This window comes from Streptococcus sp. 3109 (assembly GCF_013276905.1).
GTDB lineage: Bacteria > Bacillota > Bacilli > Lactobacillales > Streptococcaceae > Streptococcus.
On the sequence record NZ_VMLY01000004.1, the window covers coordinates 1 to 19507 of the forward strand.

Below are 19507 nucleotides of genomic sequence, written 5' to 3' on the forward strand. Positions count from 1 at the left end.
CGTCAGCTTTATCTGCAACCTCAAAGCAGTGCTTTGAGCAACCTGCGGCTAGCTTCCTAGTTTGCTCTTTGATTTTCATTGAGTATGAAGCAGTAAATGCTGAGGGAGTGGAGGTTTAAACTCTGACATTTGTGAGAGTTTGGTCTCCCCTCTTCTATTTTGTTTTTAAATAGGGGTGAAAAGACTTTTTGCTTCTATTTAAAAATAAAATAAGGAGATCAAATCATGAATCTTTTGATTATGGGCTTACCTGGTGCAGGTAAGGGAACTCAAGCAGCAAAAATCGTAGAACAATTCCATGTTGCACATATCTCAACAGGTGATATGTTCCGCGCTGCAATGGCAAATCAAACTGAAATGGGTGTTCTTGCTAAGTCATATATTGACAAGGGTGAATTGGTTCCTGATGAAGTTACAAATGGAATCGTAAAAGAACGTCTTTCACAAGATGATATTAAAGAAACAGGATTCTTGTTGGATGGTTACCCACGAACAATCGAACAAGCTCATGCCTTGGACAAAACATTGGCTGAACTTGGCATCGAACTAGAAGGTGTTATCAACATCGAAGTGAATCCAGACAGCCTCTTGGAACGTTTGAGTGGCCGTATCATCCACCGCGTAACTGGAGAAACTTTCCACAAGGTCTTTAACCCACCAGTTGACTATAAAGAAGAAGATTACTACCAACGTGAAGATGATAAACCCGAGACAGTCAAACGTCGTTTGGATGTGAATATTGCTCAAGGGGAACCAATCATTGCTCACTACCGTGCCAAAGGTTTGGTTCATGACATCAAAGGTAATCAAGATATCAATGATGTCTTCTTAGATATCGAAAAAGTATTGACAAATTTGAAATAAAGCGTTTTTCACACTTGCAAAAATCCGCTACAAATGTTATACTGAGATAGTCTGACTTATAATTGTTGTCTCTGTGTCTAGAGGCATCGAATCGAAATTTATGGAGGTGCTTTTGCGTGGCAAAAGACGATGTGATTGAAGTTGAAGGCAAAGTAGTTGATACAATGCCGAATGCAATGTTTACGGTTGAACTTGAAAATGGACATCAGATTTTAGCAACAGTTTCTGGTAAAATTCGTAAAAACTATATTCGTATTTTAGCGGGAGATCGTGTTACTGTCGAAATGAGTCCATATGACTTGACACGTGGACGTATCACTTACCGCTTTAAATAATCGAAAAACTTGGAGGGATAAGAAATGAAAGTAAGACCATCGGTCAAACCAATTTGCGAATACTGTAAAGTTATTCGTCGTAATGGTCGTGTTATGGTAATTTGCCCAGCAAATCCAAAACACAAACAACGTCAAGGATAAGATAGAAAGGAGAAAACATGGCTCGTATTGCTGGAGTTGACATTCCAAATGACAAACGCGTAGTAATCTCATTGACTTATGTTTATGGTATCGGACTTGCAACATCTAAGAAAATTTTGGCTGCTGCTGGAATCTCAGAAGATGTTCGTGTACGTGATCTTACATCAGATCAAGAAGATGCTATCCGTCGTGAAGTGGATGCAATCAAAGTTGAAGGTGACCTTCGTCGTGAAGTAAACTTGAACATCAAACGTTTGATGGAAATCGGTTCATACCGTGGTATCCGTCACCGTCGTGGACTTCCTGTCCGTGGACAAAACACTAAAAACAACGCTCGCACTCGTAAAGGTAAAGCTGTTGCGATTGCTGGTAAGAAAAAATAATATAGGAGGTAAAAGTCTTGGCTAAACCAACACGTAAACGTCGTGTGAAAAAGAATATCGAATCTGGTATTGCTCATATTCACGCTACATTTAATAACACTATTGTTATGATTACTGATGTGCATGGTAATGCAATTGCTTGGTCATCAGCTGGTGCTCTTGGTTTCAAAGGTTCTCGTAAATCTACACCATTCGCTGCTCAAATGGCTTCTGAAGCTGCTGCTAAATCTGCACAAGAACACGGTCTTAAATCAGTTGAAGTTACTGTAAAAGGTCCAGGTTCTGGTCGTGAGTCAGCTATTCGTGCGCTTGCTGCCGCTGGTCTTGAAGTAACAGCAATTCGTGATGTGACTCCAGTGCCACACAATGGTGCTCGTCCTCCAAAACGTCGCCGTGTATAATCATCGCATTACACTGCTTTTCGTTTAAGAGGGAGTAACTAAATGATCGAGTTTGAAAAACCAAATATAACAAAAATTGATGAAAATAAAGATTATGGCAAGTTTGTAATCGAACCACTTGAACGTGGCTACGGTACAACTCTTGGTAACTCTCTTCGTCGTGTACTTCTAGCTTCTCTACCAGGAGTAGCTGTGACATCTATCAACATTGATGGTGTGTTACATGAGTTTGACACAGTTCCAGGTGTTCGTGAAGACGTGATGCAAATCATTCTGAACATTAAAGGAATTGCAGTGAAATCGTACGTTGAAGACGAAAAAATCATCGAACTAGATGTTGAAGGTCCTGCTGAAGTAACAGCTGGTGACATTTTGACAGATAGCGATATTGAAATTGTAAATCCAGATCATTATCTCTTTACAATCGGTGAAGGTTCTTCGCTAAAAGCGACTATGACTGTTAACAGTGGTCGTGGATATGTGCCTGCTGATGAAAATAAAAAGGATAATGCACCAGTTGGAACACTTGCTGTAGATTCTATTTATACACCAGTTACAAAAGTCAACTATCAAGTGGAGCCTGCTCGTGTAGGTAGCAATGATGGATTTGACAAATTAACCCTTGAAATCTTGACAAATGGAACAATTATTCCAGAAGATGCTTTAGGGCTTTCAGCACGTATTTTGACAGAACATCTTGATTTGTTTACAAATCTTACTGAGATTGCTAAGTCAACTGAAGTGATGAAAGAAGCTGATACTGAATCTGACGATCGTATTTTGGATCGTACGATTGAGGAACTGGACTTGTCTGTGCGTTCATACAACTGTTTGAAACGTGCCGGTATCAATACTGTGCATGATTTGACAGAAAAATCTGAAGCAGAGATGATGAAAGTACGAAATCTTGGACGCAAGAGTTTGGAAGAAGTGAAACTCAAACTCATTGATTTGGGTCTTGGATTAAAAGATAAATAAAGGAGGAATACATGGCTTACCGTAAACTAGGACGCACTAGCTCACAACGTAAAGCAATGCTTCGCGATTTGACAACTGACCTTTTGATCAACGAATCAATCGTGACAACTGAAGCTCGTGCTAAAGAAATCCGTAAAACTGTTGAAAAAATGATTACTCTAGGTAAACGTGGTGATTTGCATGCACGTCGTCAAGCAGCTGCTTTCGTACGTAATGAAATCGCATCTGAAAACTATGATGAAGCAACTGACAAGTACACTTCTACTACAGCACTTCAAAAATTGTTCTCAGAAATCGCACCTCGTTATGCTGAACGTAACGGTGGATACACTCGTATCCTTAAAACTGAACCACGTCGTGGTGATGCAGCGCCAATGGCGATCATCGAATTAGTATAAAATCATCAATTTTGTTGAGTGTTATGATGATGGAGTCTTGTGCTCTTAGTCTAGCTCTGGTCTACCGCTAGGATTTCGGTCCTAGCGGGAACACTCATCATAAGTTGGGATAGTAGACGCTTGTTTACGAAATTGTTTTTTTCTTAAGAACAACTTCGTAAGCAGGCGTTTTTGAGTATTTTAGTTGGAATTATGCTATACTATTTGAAAAGAATCCTGTTTAATGTTCAGGTTTCCTATTAAAAGAAGAATTGGAGTTTGCTTATGAAAGCGATTATAACTGTTGTTGGTAAAGATAAATCTGGAATTGTTGCAGGTGTTTCTGGTAAAATTGCAGAATTGGGTTTGAATATTGACGATATCTCCCAAACTGTCTTGGATGAATATTTCACGATGATGGCTGTCGTCTCTAGCGATGAAAAGCAAGATTTTACCTATCTTCGTAATGAATTTGAAGCTTTTGGGCAAACTTTGAATGTAAAAATCAATATTCAGAGTGCAGCGATTTTCGAAGCTATGTATAATATCTAGGAGGTGCACATGGATATTAGACAAGTTACTGAAACCATTGCTATGATTGAGGAGCAAAACTTCGATATCAGAACTATTACCATGGGGATTTCCCTATTAGACTGTATTGATCCAGATATCAATCGTGCTGCGGAGAAAATTTATCAAAAGATTACGACCAAGGCGGCTAATCTAGTGGCTGTTGGCGACGAAATTGCAGCTGAGTTGGGAATTCCTATCGTTAATAAGCGTGTATCGGTGACTCCTATTTCTCTGATTGGGGCAGCGACAGATGCAACAGACTACGTGGTTCTGGCAAAAGCGCTTGATAAGGCTGCGAAAGAGATTGGAGTGGACTTTATTGGTGGTTTCTCTGCCTTGGTACAAAAAGGTTATCAAAAGGGAGATGAGATTCTCATCAATTCTATTCCTCGCGCTTTGGCTGAAACGGATAAGGTCTGTTCGTCAGTTAATATTGGCTCAACCAAGTCTGGTATTAATATGACGGCTGTGGCAGATATGGGACGTATTATCAAGGAAACGGCAAATCTTTCTGATATGGGGGCAGCTAAGCTGGTTGTATTTGCTAATGCTGTTGAGGACAATCCATTTATGGCAGGTGCCTTCCATGGTGTTGGGGAAGCAGATGTTATCATCAATGTCGGTGTCTCTGGTCCTGGTGTGGTGAAACGTGCCTTGGAAAAAGTTCGAGGAGAGAGCTTTGACGTAGTAGCCGAAACAGTTAAGAAGACTGCCTTTAAAATCACTCGTATCGGTCAATTGGTTGGTCAAATGGCCAGTGAGAGATTGGGTGTCGAGTTTGGTATTGTGGACTTGAGTTTGGCGCCAACTCCTGCGGTTGGAGATTCTGTGGCGCGTGTCCTTGAGGAAATGGGGCTAGAGACAGTTGGTACGCATGGAACGACGGCTGCCTTGGCTCTCTTGAATGACCAAGTTAAGAAGGGCGGAGTTATGGCCTGCAACCAAGTCGGTGGTTTGTCTGGTGCCTTTATCCCTGTTTCAGAGGATGAAGGAATGATTGCTGCAGTGCAAAATGGCTCTCTTAATCTGGAAAAACTAGAAGCTATGACGGCTATCTGTTCCGTTGGTTTGGATATGATTGCTATCCCAGAGGATACACCAGCTGAAACCATTGCGGCTATGATTGCGGATGAAGCTGCAATTGGTGTCATTAACATGAAAACAACAGCTGTTCGTATCATTCCAAAAGGAAAAGAAGGTGATATGATTGAGTTTGGTGGTCTATTAGGAACTGCACCTGTTATGAAGGTCAATGGGGCTTCGTCTTTCGATTTCATCTCTCGCGGAGGACAAATCCCGGCACCAATTCATAGTTTTAAAAATTAAGAAAATAGGAGAAAATGATGAAAAAAGAAATGAAACATGCTTTAGTAGCTTTAGGACTGTCAACTTTACTAGTCCCAACTTTTGCCAGTCAAGTAGTTTCTGCGCAGGAAGAAAGCCATGAAACTACCACTAGTGTGAGTCCAGAAGAGGTTAATAAAAAAATTGAGGAAACGAAGCAATTTTTAATTGATTTGATTAAACAAAATATCTTTGAACAGGTTGATCAAGGAGACTGGGATACAGTTTCTTTTTCCAAGAGTGATGTAAGCTCTATTAGAGATAAATTAAGAGAAGAACTTAATTATAGGTTACAAGATTTCATGGGAGAGTTAGAATATATAAGGAAGTATAGTTTAGAAGGAAAAATTCCTTTGGAAGAGTTACCAAATATTTTATCAGAGTTTAAGAACAAATCTAAAAAAAACTACATTGATCGTTATAGAGAAAAAGATAATTTTTTTGGTCATAGAATGAAGTATATTGTTGCTGAACTTGCTATACTAAAGAAAATGAATCTGGTAATTTCTCAAATAAATAATGATTCTCACTATACAGAATTAGAGAAAAAAGAAATGTTAGCTAGAGTTTCAAGCTACTACGCACCTGGTTTTCATCAATCTGGTTTATATGTTGATAGTGATAAGTATTTAACTTTATTTAATAATCAAGATAATTTAAATACTTATCTTAAGAAAGTTTCTCTATTTTTATCTAACAATCATTATCCGATTTCTACAGTACCTAAGGAAAAAAATATACGGGAAATTAATGCTGTTGCCTTTATGGAGAAGACAGCTATTAGTAATGATGATACACTTTCTAAAGCAGAAAAGGTTTCTATGTTTAGTAAGATTGATGATATAGTTGAAGAAGGGATACATAAAATAAGGAAAGAAGCTGGTCTTTTACATGAGGAGAAACCTGAGTTCGTACACATGCTATCTCCTGAGGAGTTATCTGTATTTACTAAGCGTATCGAAGATGTTTACCAAGGAAAAGCTAAGCCTAAGGTGACAAAAGAAGAGGCTATTCAAGCAGTTTCCACTGTTACATCAGCCACAGTTTCATCTTCATCTCAGTCTATCGTTACCTCTAATGGAGAGGCTAAGAAAAATCATCAAGCAAGTAAGTGGTTTAAAGAGTCTGGCAAATGGTATTATAATGACCTTTCGGGTAACCTTGTAAGAAACCGCTGGGTAGGCCGTTATTATCTAAAAGCAGATGCTTCAATGGCTGCTAGTGAATGGATTTATGATGAAGATTATAAGAGCTGGTTTTATGTAGATTCAACTGGTAGTTATGTGGAGAAAGCTTGGCAGGGCGAATACTACCTAAAACGTGGCGGTTACATGGCTAAGAGTGAGTGGGTATTTGATTCTCAGTATGATAGTTGGTATTATCTGAACCAAGATGGTAAGTACGCTCGTAACCAATGGATTAAGGATGGAGATAAGTGGTATTACTTGTTAGCTGATGGGAAATTGGCAAAAAATATGACCATTAATGGCTATAAAGTAAATGAAAAAGGTGAGTGGGTATAATTTTTTAAGTTCTATTTAAGGTTATCTGTGTATACTATAATCATTAAATAAAGACCTCCTAATATTATTTGAAACAGATAACACTGATTTAGTTTGAATTTGATTTTCATCTAATATCTTTATTTAATAGAACTCCTAAACTTTTTCATAATAATCTCCTGCAAAAGTCACCTGTCTGGGTGGCTTTTGTTTTATCATCCATGATATAATAGAAACAAATGGAGGACGGAAAATGGTAAAAGTACGATTGTATTTGGTACGTCATGGCAAGACTATGTTTAACACGATTGGTCGAGCGCAAGGTTGGAGCGATACTCCCTTAACGGCTGAAGGTGAGAGAGGGATTCAAGAGTTAGGAATCGGTTTGCGAGAATCTGGTCTACAGTTTGAGCGCGCTTATTCCAGTGATTCTGGTCGCACCATTCAGACTATGGGAATTATTCTTGAAGAACTTGGTTTGCAGGAAAAAATCCCTTATCGAATGGACAAGCGGATCAGAGAATGGTGTTTTGGTAGCTTTGACGGAGCTTATGATGGTGATCTTTTCATGGGCATTATTCCTCGTATCTTTAATGTGGACCACGTTCACCAATTGTCTTATGCTGAACTGGCTGAGGGCTTGGTAGAGGTTGATACAGCTGGTTGGGCTGAAGGATGGGAAAAACTCAGTGGCCGCATCAAAGAAGGTTTTGAAGCGATTGCCAAAGAAATGGAAGAACAAGGCGGGGGCAACGCCCTTGTCGTCAGCCATGGAATGACCATCGGAACCATTGTTTATCTAATTAATGGTATGCATCCGCATGGTCTCGATAATGGTAGCGTGACGATACTTGAATATGAGGATGGCCAGTTTAGCGTTGAGGTTGTTGGTGACCGTAGTTACCGAGAACTAGGACGTGAAAAGATGGAGGAAGCCTCTATTTAATACTCTTCGAAAATCTCTTCAAACTGTGTCAACGTCGTCTTGCCGTAGATATGGTTACTGACTTCGTCAATTCTATCCACAACCTCAAAACNNCGTCAGTCTTATCTACAACCCCAAAACAGTGCTTTGAGCAACCTGCGGCTAGTATCCTAGTTTGCTCTTTGATTTTCATTGAGTATAATCAGTCTAGACTTGCTTGCTCTGAACTAGGGATTTGATAAGAATATCAAGATAAGAAAAAACAGCCGAGGGTAATCCTTTCGGCTGTTTTTGATGGGGGAAACTAAAGTGTAATGCTGTTGCTTTTAGAGATTTTCATGAACAAGAGCAAGGAACCTACTGTTAGAACAGTGAGGATAGTTGACAAGGCTGCGGCTACACCGTAATTTCCTCTGAGAACTTCTGTATAAATGGCTACAGTCATTGTTCTTGTTTTGACATTGTAGAGGAGGATAGAAGTAGAGAGTTCTGAAATCATTGTGACCCAAGATAAGATGGCTCCAGAAATAATACCAGATAGCATCATTGGAGTTGTAATCTTGGCAAAGGTATTGAGACGGCTACTTCCTAAGCTTTCAGCGGCTTCTTCAATACTTGGTGCTATTTGTTGCAAGCTAGCAACAGATGAGCGAATAGTATAAGGCAATCTTCTGACAGATAGGGACATAATCAGGATGAAAGCTGTCCCAGTAATCATAAGAAATCCACTTCCAAATAGACCGGTATTGAAGGAAGAAATGAAGGCAATCCCTAGAACGGTTCCTGGTACAATATAAGGAACCATACTGAGGCTGTCAATTAAGTTTGTAAACAAATTCCGTTTTCTAACGGCTAGGTAGGAGATAAATGTTGCAAATAGAACAACTAGAACTAAGGCAATCAAAGGGATACGAATGGTATTGAAAATAGCAGAGCCCATACGATTGAGAGCTACCTTGTAACTGTTTAGAGAATAACCTTTGACAAATACCATACCTGATGTTTTTAGAAAAGAAGTATAAATCAAGTAAATTTGAGGTAAAACAGAGATAAAGATAATTCCGTAGACTGTTGCATAAATGGCAGCCATTTTTCCTTTTGTAGTTTTTTTAGGCTCAATTGGATGGAGCGAATTCATGCTGAAACTGTAGCGATTTGCAATGTATTTTTGGATAAGGAAAATTGCCAAGGCAATGATAATCGCCATAATGGCTAAAGCAGATGCAAAAGCAGAATTTCCTCCAACCTCGCTAATGAATTGGGTATAAATCAAGACGGGGAAAGTCCGATATCCTTCACCAATTAACATAGGCGTTCCAAAGTCTGAGAATGCTCTCATAAATACAAGCAAGGCAGCAGCTAGTAAGGTTGGAACGAGGAGAGGTAAAACAACCGTTACGATACGCTTAAATCCGAAGGACCCCATGCTTTCAGCAGCTTCAAGTAGAGAATTGTCAATACTTTTCATTGTCCCAGCAACGTATAGAAATACCAGTGGGAATAGTTGCAGTGTAAAGACAAGTACAATTCCTTTGAATCCATAAATATCGATAGCTGGAAGATGAAGGGCATTTGTCAGGAATTTAGTAATGACCCCGTTTCGTCCCAGTAAGAGAATCCAGGAGTAGGCTCCCACGAAAGGAGCTGACATGGAAGCAATGATAATCAATATTTGTAGAAATTTCTTTCCTTTGAAATCATACATAGAGAAGAGATAAGCTAATAAGGTTCCTACGACTAAGGAAGTGACAGTAGCGGTAATGGAAACCTTGAAACTGTTGACGAGTGTCTCAGAGTAGTAGGCTTTGCTAAAGAAAGTGACAAAATTAGCTAGTGAAAATTGTCCCTCATGTATGAGTGCTTGCTTGAGCACGGTAACGATAGGATAAACCAGAAAGACAAGATAGGTAAGAAAGATGAAGAAAGAGGAGGCTGTCCAAATATTTAGTTTTTTACGTTCCATGGTTGACTCCTTTTATCAGGTTTTGGGAACCATCTGCAGAAAAGACGTTTAATTTTTGAGTATTGATTCGTAGACGAATACGATCGCCTTTTTGTAGATCTTCTTCAAAAGTTGACTCTTCGCTAACTTGAATTTTTGAGGCAAATCCTGTTTCGATGAAGTATTCAGTATTCAGTCCAAGATAGACGCTATCGCTAATAATTCCTTCAATATCTCCAGATTCATCTTTGATAAACTCTTCAGGACGAATGCTTACATGAATAGCTTGCTCCTCAGCCTGATCAAGAGCTGGCATTCGAAGGGCATAGCCATCTGAAAAGACTATATAAGCGCCGGCGCTCCGTTTTTCGAGATTGGCAGGGATAATATTTGTGCGTCCGATAAAGGTTGCTACAAACTCATTAGCTGGTTTATGATAGAGTTCTTTTGGCCGACCGATTTGTTGAATGACTCCGTCTTTCATAACAGCAATTTGATCTGAAATAGCCATAGCTTCTTCTTGGTCGTGGGTCACATAAACGGTTGTAATTCCTACTTCGTGTTGGATTTCTCGAATGGCTTGACGCATATCCAAGCGAAGTTTGGCATCTAGGTTACTAAGTGGCTCGTCCATGAGGAGAACACTTGGATTAACCGCTAAGGCACGTGCCAAGGCGACACGTTGTTGTTGTCCACCACTGAGTTTATCGGGCTTCCGATCCGCATATTGAGCAATTTGCATGAGTTCAAGATACTTGTTGGTCTGTTGTACCAATTCTTCTTTTGGAACCTTCTTTTGCTTGAGACCAAAAGCGACATTATCTCGGACAGTCAAATGTGGGAAAATAGCGTAGTTTTGGAAAACCATCCCGATATTGCGTTTGCTGGGTTCCATATTATTGATTTTTGTATCATCGAAGTAAAATTCTCCGCCTTCGATACTGTTGAAACCTGCAATCATACGAAGAAGAGTCGTTTTCCCACATCCTGAAGGTCCAAGAAGGGTAAAGAGACTTCCTTTTGGAATTGTAATGTTCAAATTCTCAATAACAGGGACATCGTGGTAGATTTTTTTGGCGTTAATAATTTTGATCTCACTCATAGTGAACCTCTTTTACTGTTTAGATTGGATATCTGTAAAGACTTCGTTGTATTTCTTAACGATATCTGATTTATTTTTGATGACATAATCATAATCTTCAGTGAGTGTTTTGATTTTGTCAATTGGTTTCATATTTTCGCTTGTTTTAGCATTTTTACGAACAGGACGGTTAGTAGTGGTTGTGCCAAGTGTATCTTGTACTTCTTGAGAGATAATGAAATCGATAAATTTCTTGGCATTTTCCATATTTTTCGCTTTTTTAACGATAGCAGCACTAGCAGGTAGGAAGACGGTTCCTTCTTTTGGATAGACTACCTTGATATTAGCCCCGTCATTTAAGAGTTTAACTGCTGGATCTTCATAAGAGAGACCAACAGCCATTTCTCCGTCAGCGACTGCTTTATAGACACCAGATGAGCTTGAACCGATTTTACCATCAATAAGTGTGAAGAGATCTTTTACATAAGACCAAGCCTTATCATCTTTGTAACCACCTTGAGCTTGTAGCATATTTGTTAATTGAGCAAAGGCGCTAGAAGAGTTTGCTGGGTCAGCAGTTGCAATTTTTCCTTTTAGTTCAGGTTTGAGAAGGTCGCTATATCCTTCGATATTCATGCCTTTTGTTAAATCAGGATTGACGATTAAAACACTACCATCTAGTGTATAAGGCGTAGAGTAGCCAGTTGTATTTTGATATTCTTTGATAACATTATCATTTTCTTTTGAAGTATAGTTTTCAAAGAGTTCTCCGTGGGTAGCATATTGTGTATAAGAACCACCAAAGATGACATCGGCTACAGGAGCTTCTTTTTCTGACTCTAGTTTTTTGAAAAGTTCTCCAGTACCAGCTTGAATCAGTTCTACTTTGATACCATATTTTTCTTCAAAGGCAGGAATAGTTGCTCCGATTAAGCCCTCTGAGTTTGGTGAATAAACGACTAGCGAACCGCCGTCTCCTTTATCAGATGAACCGCCATCGGCAGATTCATTAGAAGAACAAGCAGCAAGACCAAAAAGAGCTAGTCCGCAAGCAGCATAATACATCCATTTCTTTTTCATGATGGATACCTCCGTTGTGTTATTTAAGTTTATTTTAAAACAATGTAAGCGTTTTTAAAACCGACAATTCTATTCTATTAGAGTAAAATTCTCTACAAAAAGAAGAATAGCTTATTTTACTATTCTTCCGAGTGATTTCAATTCCTTTGGGGAAATATGGAGATACTTTTTAAATACTTTAGCAAAATATTTATAGTCTGAAAATCCAACTTGGTCAGAGATGTCGCTTAGAGGGGAGTTGGGAGATTCAGCCATCTTATCTATAGCTTGTTTCAGGCGATATTGTAAGATATATTCATTTAGAGTCATGGGGAAGTCTTCTTTGATAACTTTATATAGATAGCTTTCGCTATAGTTTAAAGCTTCAGCAATAGTCGCAATCGTAAAATGCTCTGCATAATGCTTGTGGACAAAGGAAATAATTTGTTGAATGATTTGGTTTTGTGTATCAACCTGTTGGATAGAGGTGAGTAAAGTTTGATATTCTTCTAAAAAAGGAGTTTCTTGATAGGTGCTACCTTGTAATCGCAAAACAATTTTTTGAAGACATTCTGTCAACTCCTTGGTATCAATTGGTTTGGATAAGAAATCAACTGCTCCATATTGCATGGCTTTTTTAGCATTTTGAAAATCGTTATAACCTGATAAGATAACTTTTTCATAGGAGAGAGTACGAGTGGCTTCGAACATCATAAAAGCATCCATAATTGGCATTGTGATGTCTGTTAAGACAATATGAGGTTCTTTTTCTTGGATGAGTTTCATTCCCTCTTGACCGTGACTGGCAGTTCCTACGACTTGGATACCTAGGGCAGAGTAGTCTACGGCAATCTCTAGCCATTTTCGAATGAGGTGTTCGTCTTCTACGATAATGAGCTTAAACATGAGTTAGTCCTTTCGTTATAAATTTGACCCAAGTTTCTCCTTGGCGATTGACTCCTAAATCTAGCTGGACATCAGAAAAGAAATTGCTCAATCGTTTATAGCTGTTAACGATGCCATGCTGGGTATGAGGGCTTTCTAAAGAGTCTAAAATAGCGAGTCGCTCTTGTTTTGTGAGTCCTCCGGCGTTATCCTTGACTAAAAAAGTCAGAGAATCTGCTTCCAAGGTAATTTGGATATCTATATGAAGATCAATACGGTATTGCATCCCATATTTTATAGCATTTTCTACTAGAGGAAGCAAGAAAAGTTTAGGAATAGGTTGATTATCAACAGTTTCTGGACAGACAATATCATAAGAAAAGTGCTCGAAACGAATCTTATGAATCATCAGGTAATCCTCTATAATCTTTAAATCTTGGCAAATGGTTGTTTCTTTTTCTAAATCGGTGATACTGTAGCGAAGAATGCGCGTGAGGTTTTGAATCAGGTCTTGTGTGAGAGTGGCATCCATTAAAGAAGTGATTTTAATCGTCTCAAGTGTATTGTAGAGAAAATGAGGATTGAACTGAGCTTCCAGCATTTTTCTTTCAAAAATCCACTTTTCTTTTTCTATGGTCAACATTTTTTGATGAAGTTGATCTAATTCGTACAACATATTGTTGATTTTTTCTGCCATAAACTCAAACTCATCACCTGTTTGTAGAGAAAGCCTTTTTTCTGCTTGTTTAGGAATTTCTTGAAGTTGGTAAACCAAACTTTCAATAGGAACAGCATTGTGTGTGGCAATCTTATGAGCAATTCGCCTTGCTTGCCAGAAGTAGAGGAAGAATATACATAAGGTGAGAATGGAGGCTAGACCAAGTAAGCTAGGAATAGGAAAGAAGGATTGAAAAGTATAGATTGAAAAAATAGCACCGACTTTTTCTTTTTGAACAATAAGCGGTTCATTCGCATACCAGTGGGTGCGAGAGTGTAGGAGTTTTTCATCCAATTTTTCAAGAGTGGAACGAGTAAACTGATTTGTATTGTTGGAAAACATATTTCCAAAGCTATCGGTAATGATGTATTTGGAATTGATCATTGGGAAACTTGAGATGAAATCATTCTCATTTACGAAAGCAATAGTATAGGCCTTAACTCGTTGGTTTTGAAGTAGTGGTTTGATAAAGAGTGTGTAGTGTTGTTTATCTGAAGAGAGTGCAATTTTTTCTGTCACTTTATCTTGAGAAGGATTTTGAATGAGTAGTTTTAGATAGTAGGGTGATAAAATACTTTCTTGATGATTGCGATTGGTACTAAATAGTACTTCACCTGTATCACTTAGGATAATAAGGTCAGAACTAAGCTTTAATTTAGCTTTTGTCTCGTAAAATAAGCTAAAGACTTCTCTCTCTGTGTGTTTGCCGTCCAAAAATCCAAGAATCATTTTATGGTTCATAGTAGTCAGGAGCTCATTATTTGCTTCTTTCATCTCTTGAACTTGTTTGACAATCTGTCTCGTATCTTTGGAGAGTTGTTGTTTTTGTAAAAAATAGGAAAAACCAAAAAGTAAAATGAGTAGTAAAAGTGAGGTCACAAAGGCTGCGATAGAGCTTCTATGGAGAATTTCTTTTTGGAGAGATTTTTTAAAGGAATGAGACATCTGCTACCTCCTTGGAAGGGTTTTCTGTTATAAGTATAGCAGTTTAAAAATTTTAGAGCAAGGTAAAATAGAAAAGGTTTGGCTAAAATTTTTTAGCTAAACCTTTTGAGAAGTTAAGTATGTATTATAGATGCTTGTTATCTGCAAATAGCTAGAGCATTTCAAGGAAATAAACTAGAAATAACAATTAATATGATGGTTCAGAAATACCTTTTGATAATCAATAAGATCTTCAGGATGAAGTGCGTTGACTCCATCCATTTCATATTTCCGATTTAATAAACGATATTTGTTTTCACCAAATTGATGAAAAGGGAGTAGTTGAACTTGGTCGATATTTAATGAGTTAAATAGAGTAGCGAATTCTTCTGCATCCTCTAAACTATTGTTAAAATCAGGAATAACCGGGATTCTTAAAACGATAGTTTTATGTTGAGAAAAAGCATAATGAATGTTTTTAATAATCAGTTGATTAAAAACCCCAGTCACTTTTTTATGTTTTATAGAATTATAATGTTTTAGGTCTGTGTAGATAAAATCCACATATTGGATTAAATCAACAAATTTTTCATGATCAACAAAGGCAGTGGTTTCAATGGCAGTGTGTATGTGATGTTCTTTAGCTGACTTTAAGATGGCTTTAGCAAATTCAAACTGAGCAAATATTTCACCCCCTGATAAAGTTAAACCTCCACCGGATTCTTCGTAAAATTCTTTATCTTTTAATACCTCTGTAATAATTTCTTCTACAGTTTTTTCTTCACCGACTAAAGTGAATTTCTCTCGTTGAGCATCTTTCATTTTTTCAGGTTTCATTCTTTGAGATTCAGGATTAGAACACCATGGACAGCGCAGAGGGCATCCTTTTAAAAAAACAGTTGTACGAATACCCGGACCGTCATGAATTGAAAAGTGTTGAATATTAAAAATAATTCCTTTAGATATTTCCATAAGAGTTCCTCCTCTTTATAATTCTATCCTATCACAAAAACGAAAGAAAAACAATTACGAACGAAAGTTTAATTTGTTGTTTTTTGCTTTTTATTTTGGTAGAATAAAACGGAGGTGTAAAATGAAAAGATTGGAACAAATTATTAAATTAGTATCAGAATATGAAAAGATTGATGTTAATACATTATCGGAAAAATTAAATGTATCGAAAGTAACGATTAGAAAAGATTTAGATAAATTAGAGTCAAAAGGCTTATTACACAGAGAGCATGGATATGCTGTGTTAAATAGTGGAGATGACTTAAATGTACGCTTGTCAATTAATTATGAAATTAAGAGAAAAATTGTTCAAGAAGCAGTAAAATTGGTATCAGATAATGAAACAATAATGATAGAATCTGGTTCAACCTGTGCTTTACTTGCTGAGGAAATTTGCAAGCAAAAAAGAAATGTCACTATTGTAACAAATTCATTTTTTATAGCAAATTTTGTAAGAGGTTATGATTCATGTCGTGTTATTGTTCTTGGTGGAGAGTTTCAGAAAGATTCACAGGTTACCGTAGGACCTTTATTAAAAGAAATGATACAGACTTTTCATGTGCGTCAAGCTTTTGTTGGGACAGATGGCTACGATAAAGAGATGGGCTTTACAGGAAAAGATTTAATGCGCAGTGAGGTAGTTCAATATATTTCAGCAGTGTCGGATAAAGTCATTGTGCTAACTGACTCAAGTAAATTTGATAAAAGGGGTACAGTAAGAAGATTTGCTTTAAGTCAAGTCTATGAAGTAATAACAGACGAAAAACTTTCTAAACAAAATATAGCTACATTAGAAAATGCTGGGATAATGGTTAAGGTAGTTTCGTAAGAGGTTAAGTGTATGAATCAAGATAGGAATAAACTGCTCTCTAAAATTGCTTATCTGTATTATATTGAAAACTTAAATCAGTCACAAATAGCAGCAAAATTAGGAATTTATAGAACCTCTATTAGTAGAATGTTAACAGAAGCAAGGAATGCAGGAATTGTTAAAATTGAAATAGAGAATTTTGATAGCAATATGTTTAAGTTGGAAAATTATGTAAAAGAAAAATACAGTTTGGAAAGTTTAGAAATTATTCCAAATGAATTTGATGATACTCCAACAATTTTATCTGAAAGAATTTCTCAAGTTGCAGCAGGCGTCCTTAGGAATCTAATTGATGATAATATGAAAATTGGCTTTTCTTGGGGGAAAAGTTTAAGTAATTTAGTAGATTTAATTCACAGTAAAAGTGTCCGAAATGTTCACTTCTATCCTTTAGCAGGTGGCCCTAGTCACATACACGCTAAATACCATGTGAATACACTGATTTATGAAATGTCTAGAAAATTTCATGGAGAGTGTACATTTATGAATGCAACGATTGTGCAAGAAAATAAATTGTTAGCAGATGGTATTTTGCAATCAAGATATTTTGAAGATTTGAAAAATAGTTGGAAAGATTTAGATATAGCTGTAGTCGGAATTGGTGATTTTAGCAATAAAGGAAAACATCAATGGTTAGACATGCTTACAGAGGATGACTTTAAAGAATTGACCAAAGTTAAAACTGTAGGAGAAATTTGTTGTCGATTTTTTGATTCAAAAGGTAAAGAAGTCTATGAAAACTTACAGGAAAGAACGATAGCCATCTCTTTGGAAGATTTAAAAAATATTCCTCAAAGTTTAGCTGTTGCTTACGGTGATACGAAAGTATCTTCGATTCTTTCTGTCTTGCGTGCTAATTTAGTAAATCATTTGATTACAGATAAAAATACAATTTTAAAAGTTTTGGAAGAAGATGGTGATTTTTCTTTTCGAAATATTTTATGTGAGTGAAAATGATAGACTGATTCAGTTTATCGTTTTTTATTTTTAATCATTTGCACATTTGTGCTTATATAAATAAAAATTGTTTATTTGTTGATTTTTGGATTGACAACTTTATTATGTAGTTGTATTCTATAGTTACAAAAGAAAATTTTAAAATTTCAAATGAAAAAAGCTTTTTACATAGTGAAATGAGGAGGAATTTATGGAAATTATTGTTCCAGATCAAATTATCATGGGTTTAATTTTATACGCTGGTGATGCGAAACAACATATTTATAAAGCGTTAGATTACATAAAAAACGGTACATGTGAACGGTGTGAAGAAGAAATACAGTTAGCTGATGCCGCCTTATTAGAAGCCCATAATCTACAAACAAAATTCTTGGCACAAGAAGCGTCTGGTACAAAAACGGAGATTACAGCACTTTTTGTCCATTCGCAAGATCATCTCATGACTAGTATGACGGAGATTAATTTAATCAAAGAAATTATTAGTTTGAGAAAAGAACTTCATAAAAAATAATACTAGAGTATTATCGTTGTTATTAACATAGAGGAGGAAAATATAATGGTGAAGATTGGTTTGTTTTGTGCAGCAGGATTTTCTACTGGTATGCTTGTAAATAATATGAAAATTGCAGCGCAAGCTAGTGGAGTTGAGGCAGAAATAGAGGCGTTTTCTCAGTCTAAATTAGCGGATTATGCCCCAAATCTAGATGTTGCACTGTTGGGGCCTCAAGTTGCTTATACATTAGATAAATCAAAAGAAATTTGTGATAAGTGTGATGTTCCGATAGCTGTTATTCCGATGATGGACTATGGTATGTTAGATGGGAAAAAAGTATTAGATTTGGCCCTATCTTTGATTAGTGGGTAAGAAAAGGAGATTTATTATGGCAAAGATGGATGTTCAAAAAATCATTGCACCTATGATGAAGTTTGTGAATATGCGTGGTATTATAGCTCTAAAAGATGGTATGTTAGCAATTTTGCCATTGACAGTAGTTGGTAGTTTATTCTTGATTATGGGACAATTGCCATTTGAAGGATTAAACAAGAGCATTGCTAGTGTATTTGGAGCAAATTGGACAGAGCCGTTTATGCAAGTATATTCAGGAACTTTTGCGATTATGGGTCTAATTTCTTGTTTTTCAATTGCCTATTCTTATGCTAAGAATAGCGGAGTAGAGGCTTTGCCAGCTGGGGTTCTATCTGTATCTGCATTCTTTATTTTGCTAAGATCATCTTATATCCCTAAACAAGGTGAGGCAATTGGGGATGCTATTAGTAAAGTTTGGTTTGGAGGTCAAGGAATTATCGGTGCTATCATTATAGGTTTGGTAGTAGGAAGTATTTATACCTTCCTTATAAAGAGAAAAATTGTTATTAAGATGCCAGAACAAGTTCCACAAGCTATTGCGAAACAGTTTGAAGCAATGATTCCAGCATTTGTAATTTTCTTATCTTCTATGATTGTATATATTTTAGCGAAGTCATTGACTAATGGCGGAACATTTATTGAAATGATTTATTCTGTTATTCAGGTTCCGTTGCAAGGTTTAACTGGATCGTTGTATGGTGCGATTGGAATTGCCTTCTTTATATCATTTTTGTGGTGGTTTGGTGTTCATGGGCAATCGGTAGTAAATGGAGTAGTGACAGCTCTGCTTTTATCTAATCTTGATGCTAATAAAGCTATGTTAGCCTCTGGTAATCTATCATTAGAAAATGGAGCACATATTGTTACTCAACAGTTTTTAGATTCATTTTTAATTCTATCTGGTTCAGGGATTACGTTTGGTCTTGTAGTTGCCATGCTTTTTGCAGCAAAATCAAAACAATACCAAGCCTTAGGGAAAGTAGCAGCTTTTCCAGCAATATTTAACGTAAATGAGCCAGTTGTATTTGGATTTCCGATTGTCATGAATCCAGTTATGTTTGTACCTTTCATTCTTGTTCCTGTACTTGCAGCTGTTATAGTATATGGAGCTATTGCAACAGGTTTCATGCAGCCATTTTCAGGAGTTACATTACCTTGGAGCACCCCAGCTATTATATCAGGATTTATGGTTGGTGGATGGCAAGGAGTTATTACTCAGCTGGTGATATTAGCGATGTCTACATTAGTTTATTTCCCATTCTTTAAAGTACAGGATCGTTTAGCTTGTCAGAATGAAGCATGATAATTCTAAAAAAACATTTGTGTATTATCATTAAACACACACATTTGTGCTAAAAATTAGAGAGT

22 protein-coding genes are annotated in these 19507 nt (G+C 37.0%); 16 read left to right on the plus strand and 6 right to left on the minus strand.

What is annotated here, in order from left to right:
• The first annotated feature begins 225 nt into the window (after window positions 1-225).
• The 11 genes from HT698_RS02355 (at window position 226) to HT698_RS02405 (ending at window position 7844) form a co-directional block, all read left to right on the plus strand.
• Window positions 226-864, plus strand: coding sequence for an adenylate kinase (locus tag HT698_RS02355; RefSeq protein ID WP_173219266.1), 639 nt, complete (start codon window positions 226-228; stop codon window positions 862-864).
• 116 nt (window positions 865-980) lie between these two features.
• Window positions 981-1199, plus strand: a complete 219-nt coding sequence (gene infA, locus HT698_RS02360) for a translation initiation factor IF-1 (protein ID WP_001029883.1) — start codon at window positions 981-983, stop codon at window positions 1197-1199.
• Between the two features lie 24 nt (window positions 1200-1223).
• Window positions 1224-1340: a 50S ribosomal protein L36 gene (gene rpmJ, locus HT698_RS02365; protein WP_001808836.1), complete on the plus strand. Its 117-nt coding sequence runs from the start codon at window positions 1224-1226 to the stop codon at window positions 1338-1340.
• Window positions 1341-1357: 17 nt separating this feature from the next.
• Window positions 1358-1723, plus strand: a complete 366-nt coding sequence (rpsM, locus tag HT698_RS02370; protein ID WP_000090781.1) for a 30S ribosomal protein S13 — start codon at window positions 1358-1360, stop codon at window positions 1721-1723.
• Between the two features lie 17 nt (window positions 1724-1740).
• Entirely contained in the window at window positions 1741-2124 is a 384-nt protein-coding gene (gene rpsK, locus HT698_RS02375; protein WP_001118385.1) for a 30S ribosomal protein S11, read from the plus strand.
• 42 nt (window positions 2125-2166) lie between these two features.
• Window positions 2167-3102: a DNA-directed RNA polymerase subunit alpha gene (locus HT698_RS02380; RefSeq protein ID WP_061746340.1), complete on the plus strand. Its 936-nt coding sequence runs from the start codon at window positions 2167-2169 to the stop codon at window positions 3100-3102.
• 11 nt (window positions 3103-3113) lie between these two features.
• Complete coding sequence (gene rplQ / locus HT698_RS02385) at window positions 3114-3500, plus strand: 50S ribosomal protein L17 (protein WP_000331493.1); 387 nt, start codon at window positions 3114-3116, stop codon at window positions 3498-3500.
• Window positions 3501-3764: 264 nt separating this feature from the next.
• Window positions 3765-4031: an ACT domain-containing protein gene (locus HT698_RS02390; protein WP_000644124.1), complete on the plus strand. Its 267-nt coding sequence runs from the start codon at window positions 3765-3767 to the stop codon at window positions 4029-4031.
• A gap of 9 nt (window positions 4032-4040) precedes the next feature.
• Entirely contained in the window at window positions 4041-5378 is a 1338-nt protein-coding gene (locus tag HT698_RS02395) for a PFL family protein (RefSeq protein WP_173219269.1), read from the plus strand.
• Between the two features lie 17 nt (window positions 5379-5395).
• Complete coding sequence (locus HT698_RS02400) at window positions 5396-6919, plus strand: N-acetylmuramoyl-L-alanine amidase family protein (protein WP_173219272.1); 1524 nt, start codon at window positions 5396-5398, stop codon at window positions 6917-6919.
• Window positions 6920-7151: 232 nt separating this feature from the next.
• Entirely contained in the window at window positions 7152-7844 is a 693-nt protein-coding gene (locus tag HT698_RS02405; protein ID WP_173219275.1) for a histidine phosphatase family protein, read from the plus strand.
• 283 nt (window positions 7845-8127) lie between these two features.
• Here the strand turns inward: HT698_RS02405 and HT698_RS02410 are convergent, their stop codons facing one another.
• The 6 genes from HT698_RS02410 to HT698_RS02435 form a co-directional block, all read right to left on the minus strand.
• The gene (locus HT698_RS02410) at window positions 8128-9786 is read right to left on the minus strand and encodes an iron ABC transporter permease (RefSeq protein WP_173219278.1); all 1659 of its coding nucleotides are present in this window, start codon (window positions 9784-9786) and stop codon (window positions 8128-8130) included.
• Window positions 9776-10867, minus strand: coding sequence for an ABC transporter ATP-binding protein (locus HT698_RS02415; RefSeq protein ID WP_173219282.1), 1092 nt, complete (start codon window positions 10865-10867; stop codon window positions 9776-9778). The genes HT698_RS02410 and HT698_RS02415 overlap by 11 nt, the downstream gene beginning before the upstream one ends.
• Before the next feature lie 12 nt (window positions 10868-10879).
• Window positions 10880-11926 carry an ABC transporter substrate-binding protein gene (locus tag HT698_RS02420; protein ID WP_000731166.1) on the minus strand — a complete coding sequence of 349 codons (1047 nt, stop codon included), beginning with the start codon at window positions 11924-11926 and terminating at the stop codon, window positions 10880-10882.
• A 111-nt stretch (window positions 11927-12037) separates the two neighbouring features.
• The gene (locus tag HT698_RS02425) at window positions 12038-12811 is read right to left on the minus strand and encodes a response regulator (RefSeq protein ID WP_173213314.1); all 774 of its coding nucleotides are present in this window, start codon (window positions 12809-12811) and stop codon (window positions 12038-12040) included.
• Complete coding sequence (locus tag HT698_RS02430; protein ID WP_173219285.1) at window positions 12804-14453, minus strand: histidine kinase; 1650 nt, start codon at window positions 14451-14453, stop codon at window positions 12804-12806. The genes HT698_RS02425 and HT698_RS02430 overlap by 8 nt, the downstream gene beginning before the upstream one ends.
• Before the next feature lie 174 nt (window positions 14454-14627).
• Window positions 14628-15404 carry a glycyl-radical enzyme activating protein gene (locus HT698_RS02435; RefSeq protein ID WP_173219288.1) on the minus strand — a complete coding sequence of 259 codons (777 nt, stop codon included), beginning with the start codon at window positions 15402-15404 and terminating at the stop codon, window positions 14628-14630.
• A gap of 121 nt (window positions 15405-15525) precedes the next feature.
• On the opposite strand from HT698_RS02435, the gene HT698_RS02440 reads away from it, so the two are divergent.
• The 5 genes from HT698_RS02440 to HT698_RS02460 all read left to right on the plus strand — a co-directional run bounded on the left by HT698_RS02440 (window position 15526) and on the right by HT698_RS02460 (window position 19442).
• A complete protein-coding gene (locus HT698_RS02440) occupies window positions 15526-16272 on the plus strand; it encodes a DeoR/GlpR family DNA-binding transcription regulator (RefSeq protein ID WP_050087602.1) in 747 nt (248 codons plus the stop codon).
• 12 nt (window positions 16273-16284) lie between these two features.
• Window positions 16285-17265, plus strand: a complete 981-nt coding sequence (locus HT698_RS02445; protein ID WP_173219291.1) for a sugar-binding transcriptional regulator — start codon at window positions 16285-16287, stop codon at window positions 17263-17265.
• A 196-nt stretch (window positions 17266-17461) separates the two neighbouring features.
• Window positions 17462-17782 (plus strand): PTS lactose/cellobiose transporter subunit IIA, encoded by a 321-nt coding sequence (locus tag HT698_RS02450; RefSeq protein WP_000402908.1) that lies wholly within the window; start codon window positions 17462-17464, stop codon window positions 17780-17782.
• A gap of 45 nt (window positions 17783-17827) precedes the next feature.
• Window positions 17828-18136 carry a PTS sugar transporter subunit IIB gene (locus HT698_RS02455; protein WP_173219294.1) on the plus strand — a complete coding sequence of 103 codons (309 nt, stop codon included), beginning with the start codon at window positions 17828-17830 and terminating at the stop codon, window positions 18134-18136.
• A 16-nt stretch (window positions 18137-18152) separates the two neighbouring features.
• Complete coding sequence (locus HT698_RS02460; protein WP_173219297.1) at window positions 18153-19442, plus strand: PTS sugar transporter subunit IIC; 1290 nt, start codon at window positions 18153-18155, stop codon at window positions 19440-19442.
• Window positions 19443-19507: the final 65 nt, after the last annotated feature.

What these genes read in the sequence shown, in the direction of transcription:
- HT698_RS02455 (WP_173219294.1), top strand. Translation starts at nt 17,828, where the DNA reads ATGGTGAAGATTGGTTTGTTTTGTGCAGCAGGATTTTCTACTGGTATG.
- HT698_RS02460 (WP_173219297.1), top strand. Translation starts at nt 18,153, where the DNA reads ATGGCAAAGATGGATGTTCAAAAAATCATTGCACCTATGATGAAGTTT.
- HT698_RS02440 (WP_050087602.1), top strand. Translation starts at nt 15,526, where the DNA reads ATGAAAAGATTGGAACAAATTATTAAATTAGTATCAGAATATGAAAAG.
- HT698_RS02425 (WP_173213314.1), bottom strand. Translation starts at nt 12,811, where the DNA reads ATGTTTAAGCTCATTATCGTAGAAGACGAACACCTCATTCGAAAATGG.
- HT698_RS02450 (WP_000402908.1), top strand. Translation starts at nt 17,462, where the DNA reads ATGGAAATTATTGTTCCAGATCAAATTATCATGGGTTTAATTTTATAC.
- HT698_RS02390 (WP_000644124.1), top strand. Translation starts at nt 3,765, where the DNA reads ATGAAAGCGATTATAACTGTTGTTGGTAAAGATAAATCTGGAATTGTT.
- HT698_RS02395 (WP_173219269.1), top strand. Translation starts at nt 4,041, where the DNA reads ATGGATATTAGACAAGTTACTGAAACCATTGCTATGATTGAGGAGCAA.
- rplQ (WP_000331493.1), top strand. Translation starts at nt 3,114, where the DNA reads ATGGCTTACCGTAAACTAGGACGCACTAGCTCACAACGTAAAGCAATG.
- HT698_RS02355 (WP_173219266.1), top strand. Translation starts at nt 226, where the DNA reads ATGAATCTTTTGATTATGGGCTTACCTGGTGCAGGTAAGGGAACTCAA.
- rpsM (WP_000090781.1), top strand. Translation starts at nt 1,358, where the DNA reads ATGGCTCGTATTGCTGGAGTTGACATTCCAAATGACAAACGCGTAGTA.
- HT698_RS02405 (WP_173219275.1), top strand. Translation starts at nt 7,152, where the DNA reads ATGGTAAAAGTACGATTGTATTTGGTACGTCATGGCAAGACTATGTTT.
- HT698_RS02380 (WP_061746340.1), top strand. Translation starts at nt 2,167, where the DNA reads ATGATCGAGTTTGAAAAACCAAATATAACAAAAATTGATGAAAATAAA.
- HT698_RS02400 (WP_173219272.1), top strand. Translation starts at nt 5,396, where the DNA reads ATGAAAAAAGAAATGAAACATGCTTTAGTAGCTTTAGGACTGTCAACT.
- HT698_RS02410 (WP_173219278.1), bottom strand. Translation starts at nt 9,786, where the DNA reads ATGGAACGTAAAAAACTAAATATTTGGACAGCCTCCTCTTTCTTCATC.
- rpmJ (WP_001808836.1), top strand. Translation starts at nt 1,224, where the DNA reads ATGAAAGTAAGACCATCGGTCAAACCAATTTGCGAATACTGTAAAGTT.
- HT698_RS02415 (WP_173219282.1), bottom strand. Translation starts at nt 10,867, where the DNA reads ATGAGTGAGATCAAAATTATTAACGCCAAAAAAATCTACCACGATGTC.
- HT698_RS02430 (WP_173219285.1), bottom strand. Translation starts at nt 14,453, where the DNA reads ATGTCTCATTCCTTTAAAAAATCTCTCCAAAAAGAAATTCTCCATAGA.
- HT698_RS02420 (WP_000731166.1), bottom strand. Translation starts at nt 11,926, where the DNA reads ATGAAAAAGAAATGGATGTATTATGCTGCTTGCGGACTAGCTCTTTTT.
- HT698_RS02435 (WP_173219288.1), bottom strand. Translation starts at nt 15,404, where the DNA reads ATGGAAATATCTAAAGGAATTATTTTTAATATTCAACACTTTTCAATT.
- HT698_RS02445 (WP_173219291.1), top strand. Translation starts at nt 16,285, where the DNA reads ATGAATCAAGATAGGAATAAACTGCTCTCTAAAATTGCTTATCTGTAT.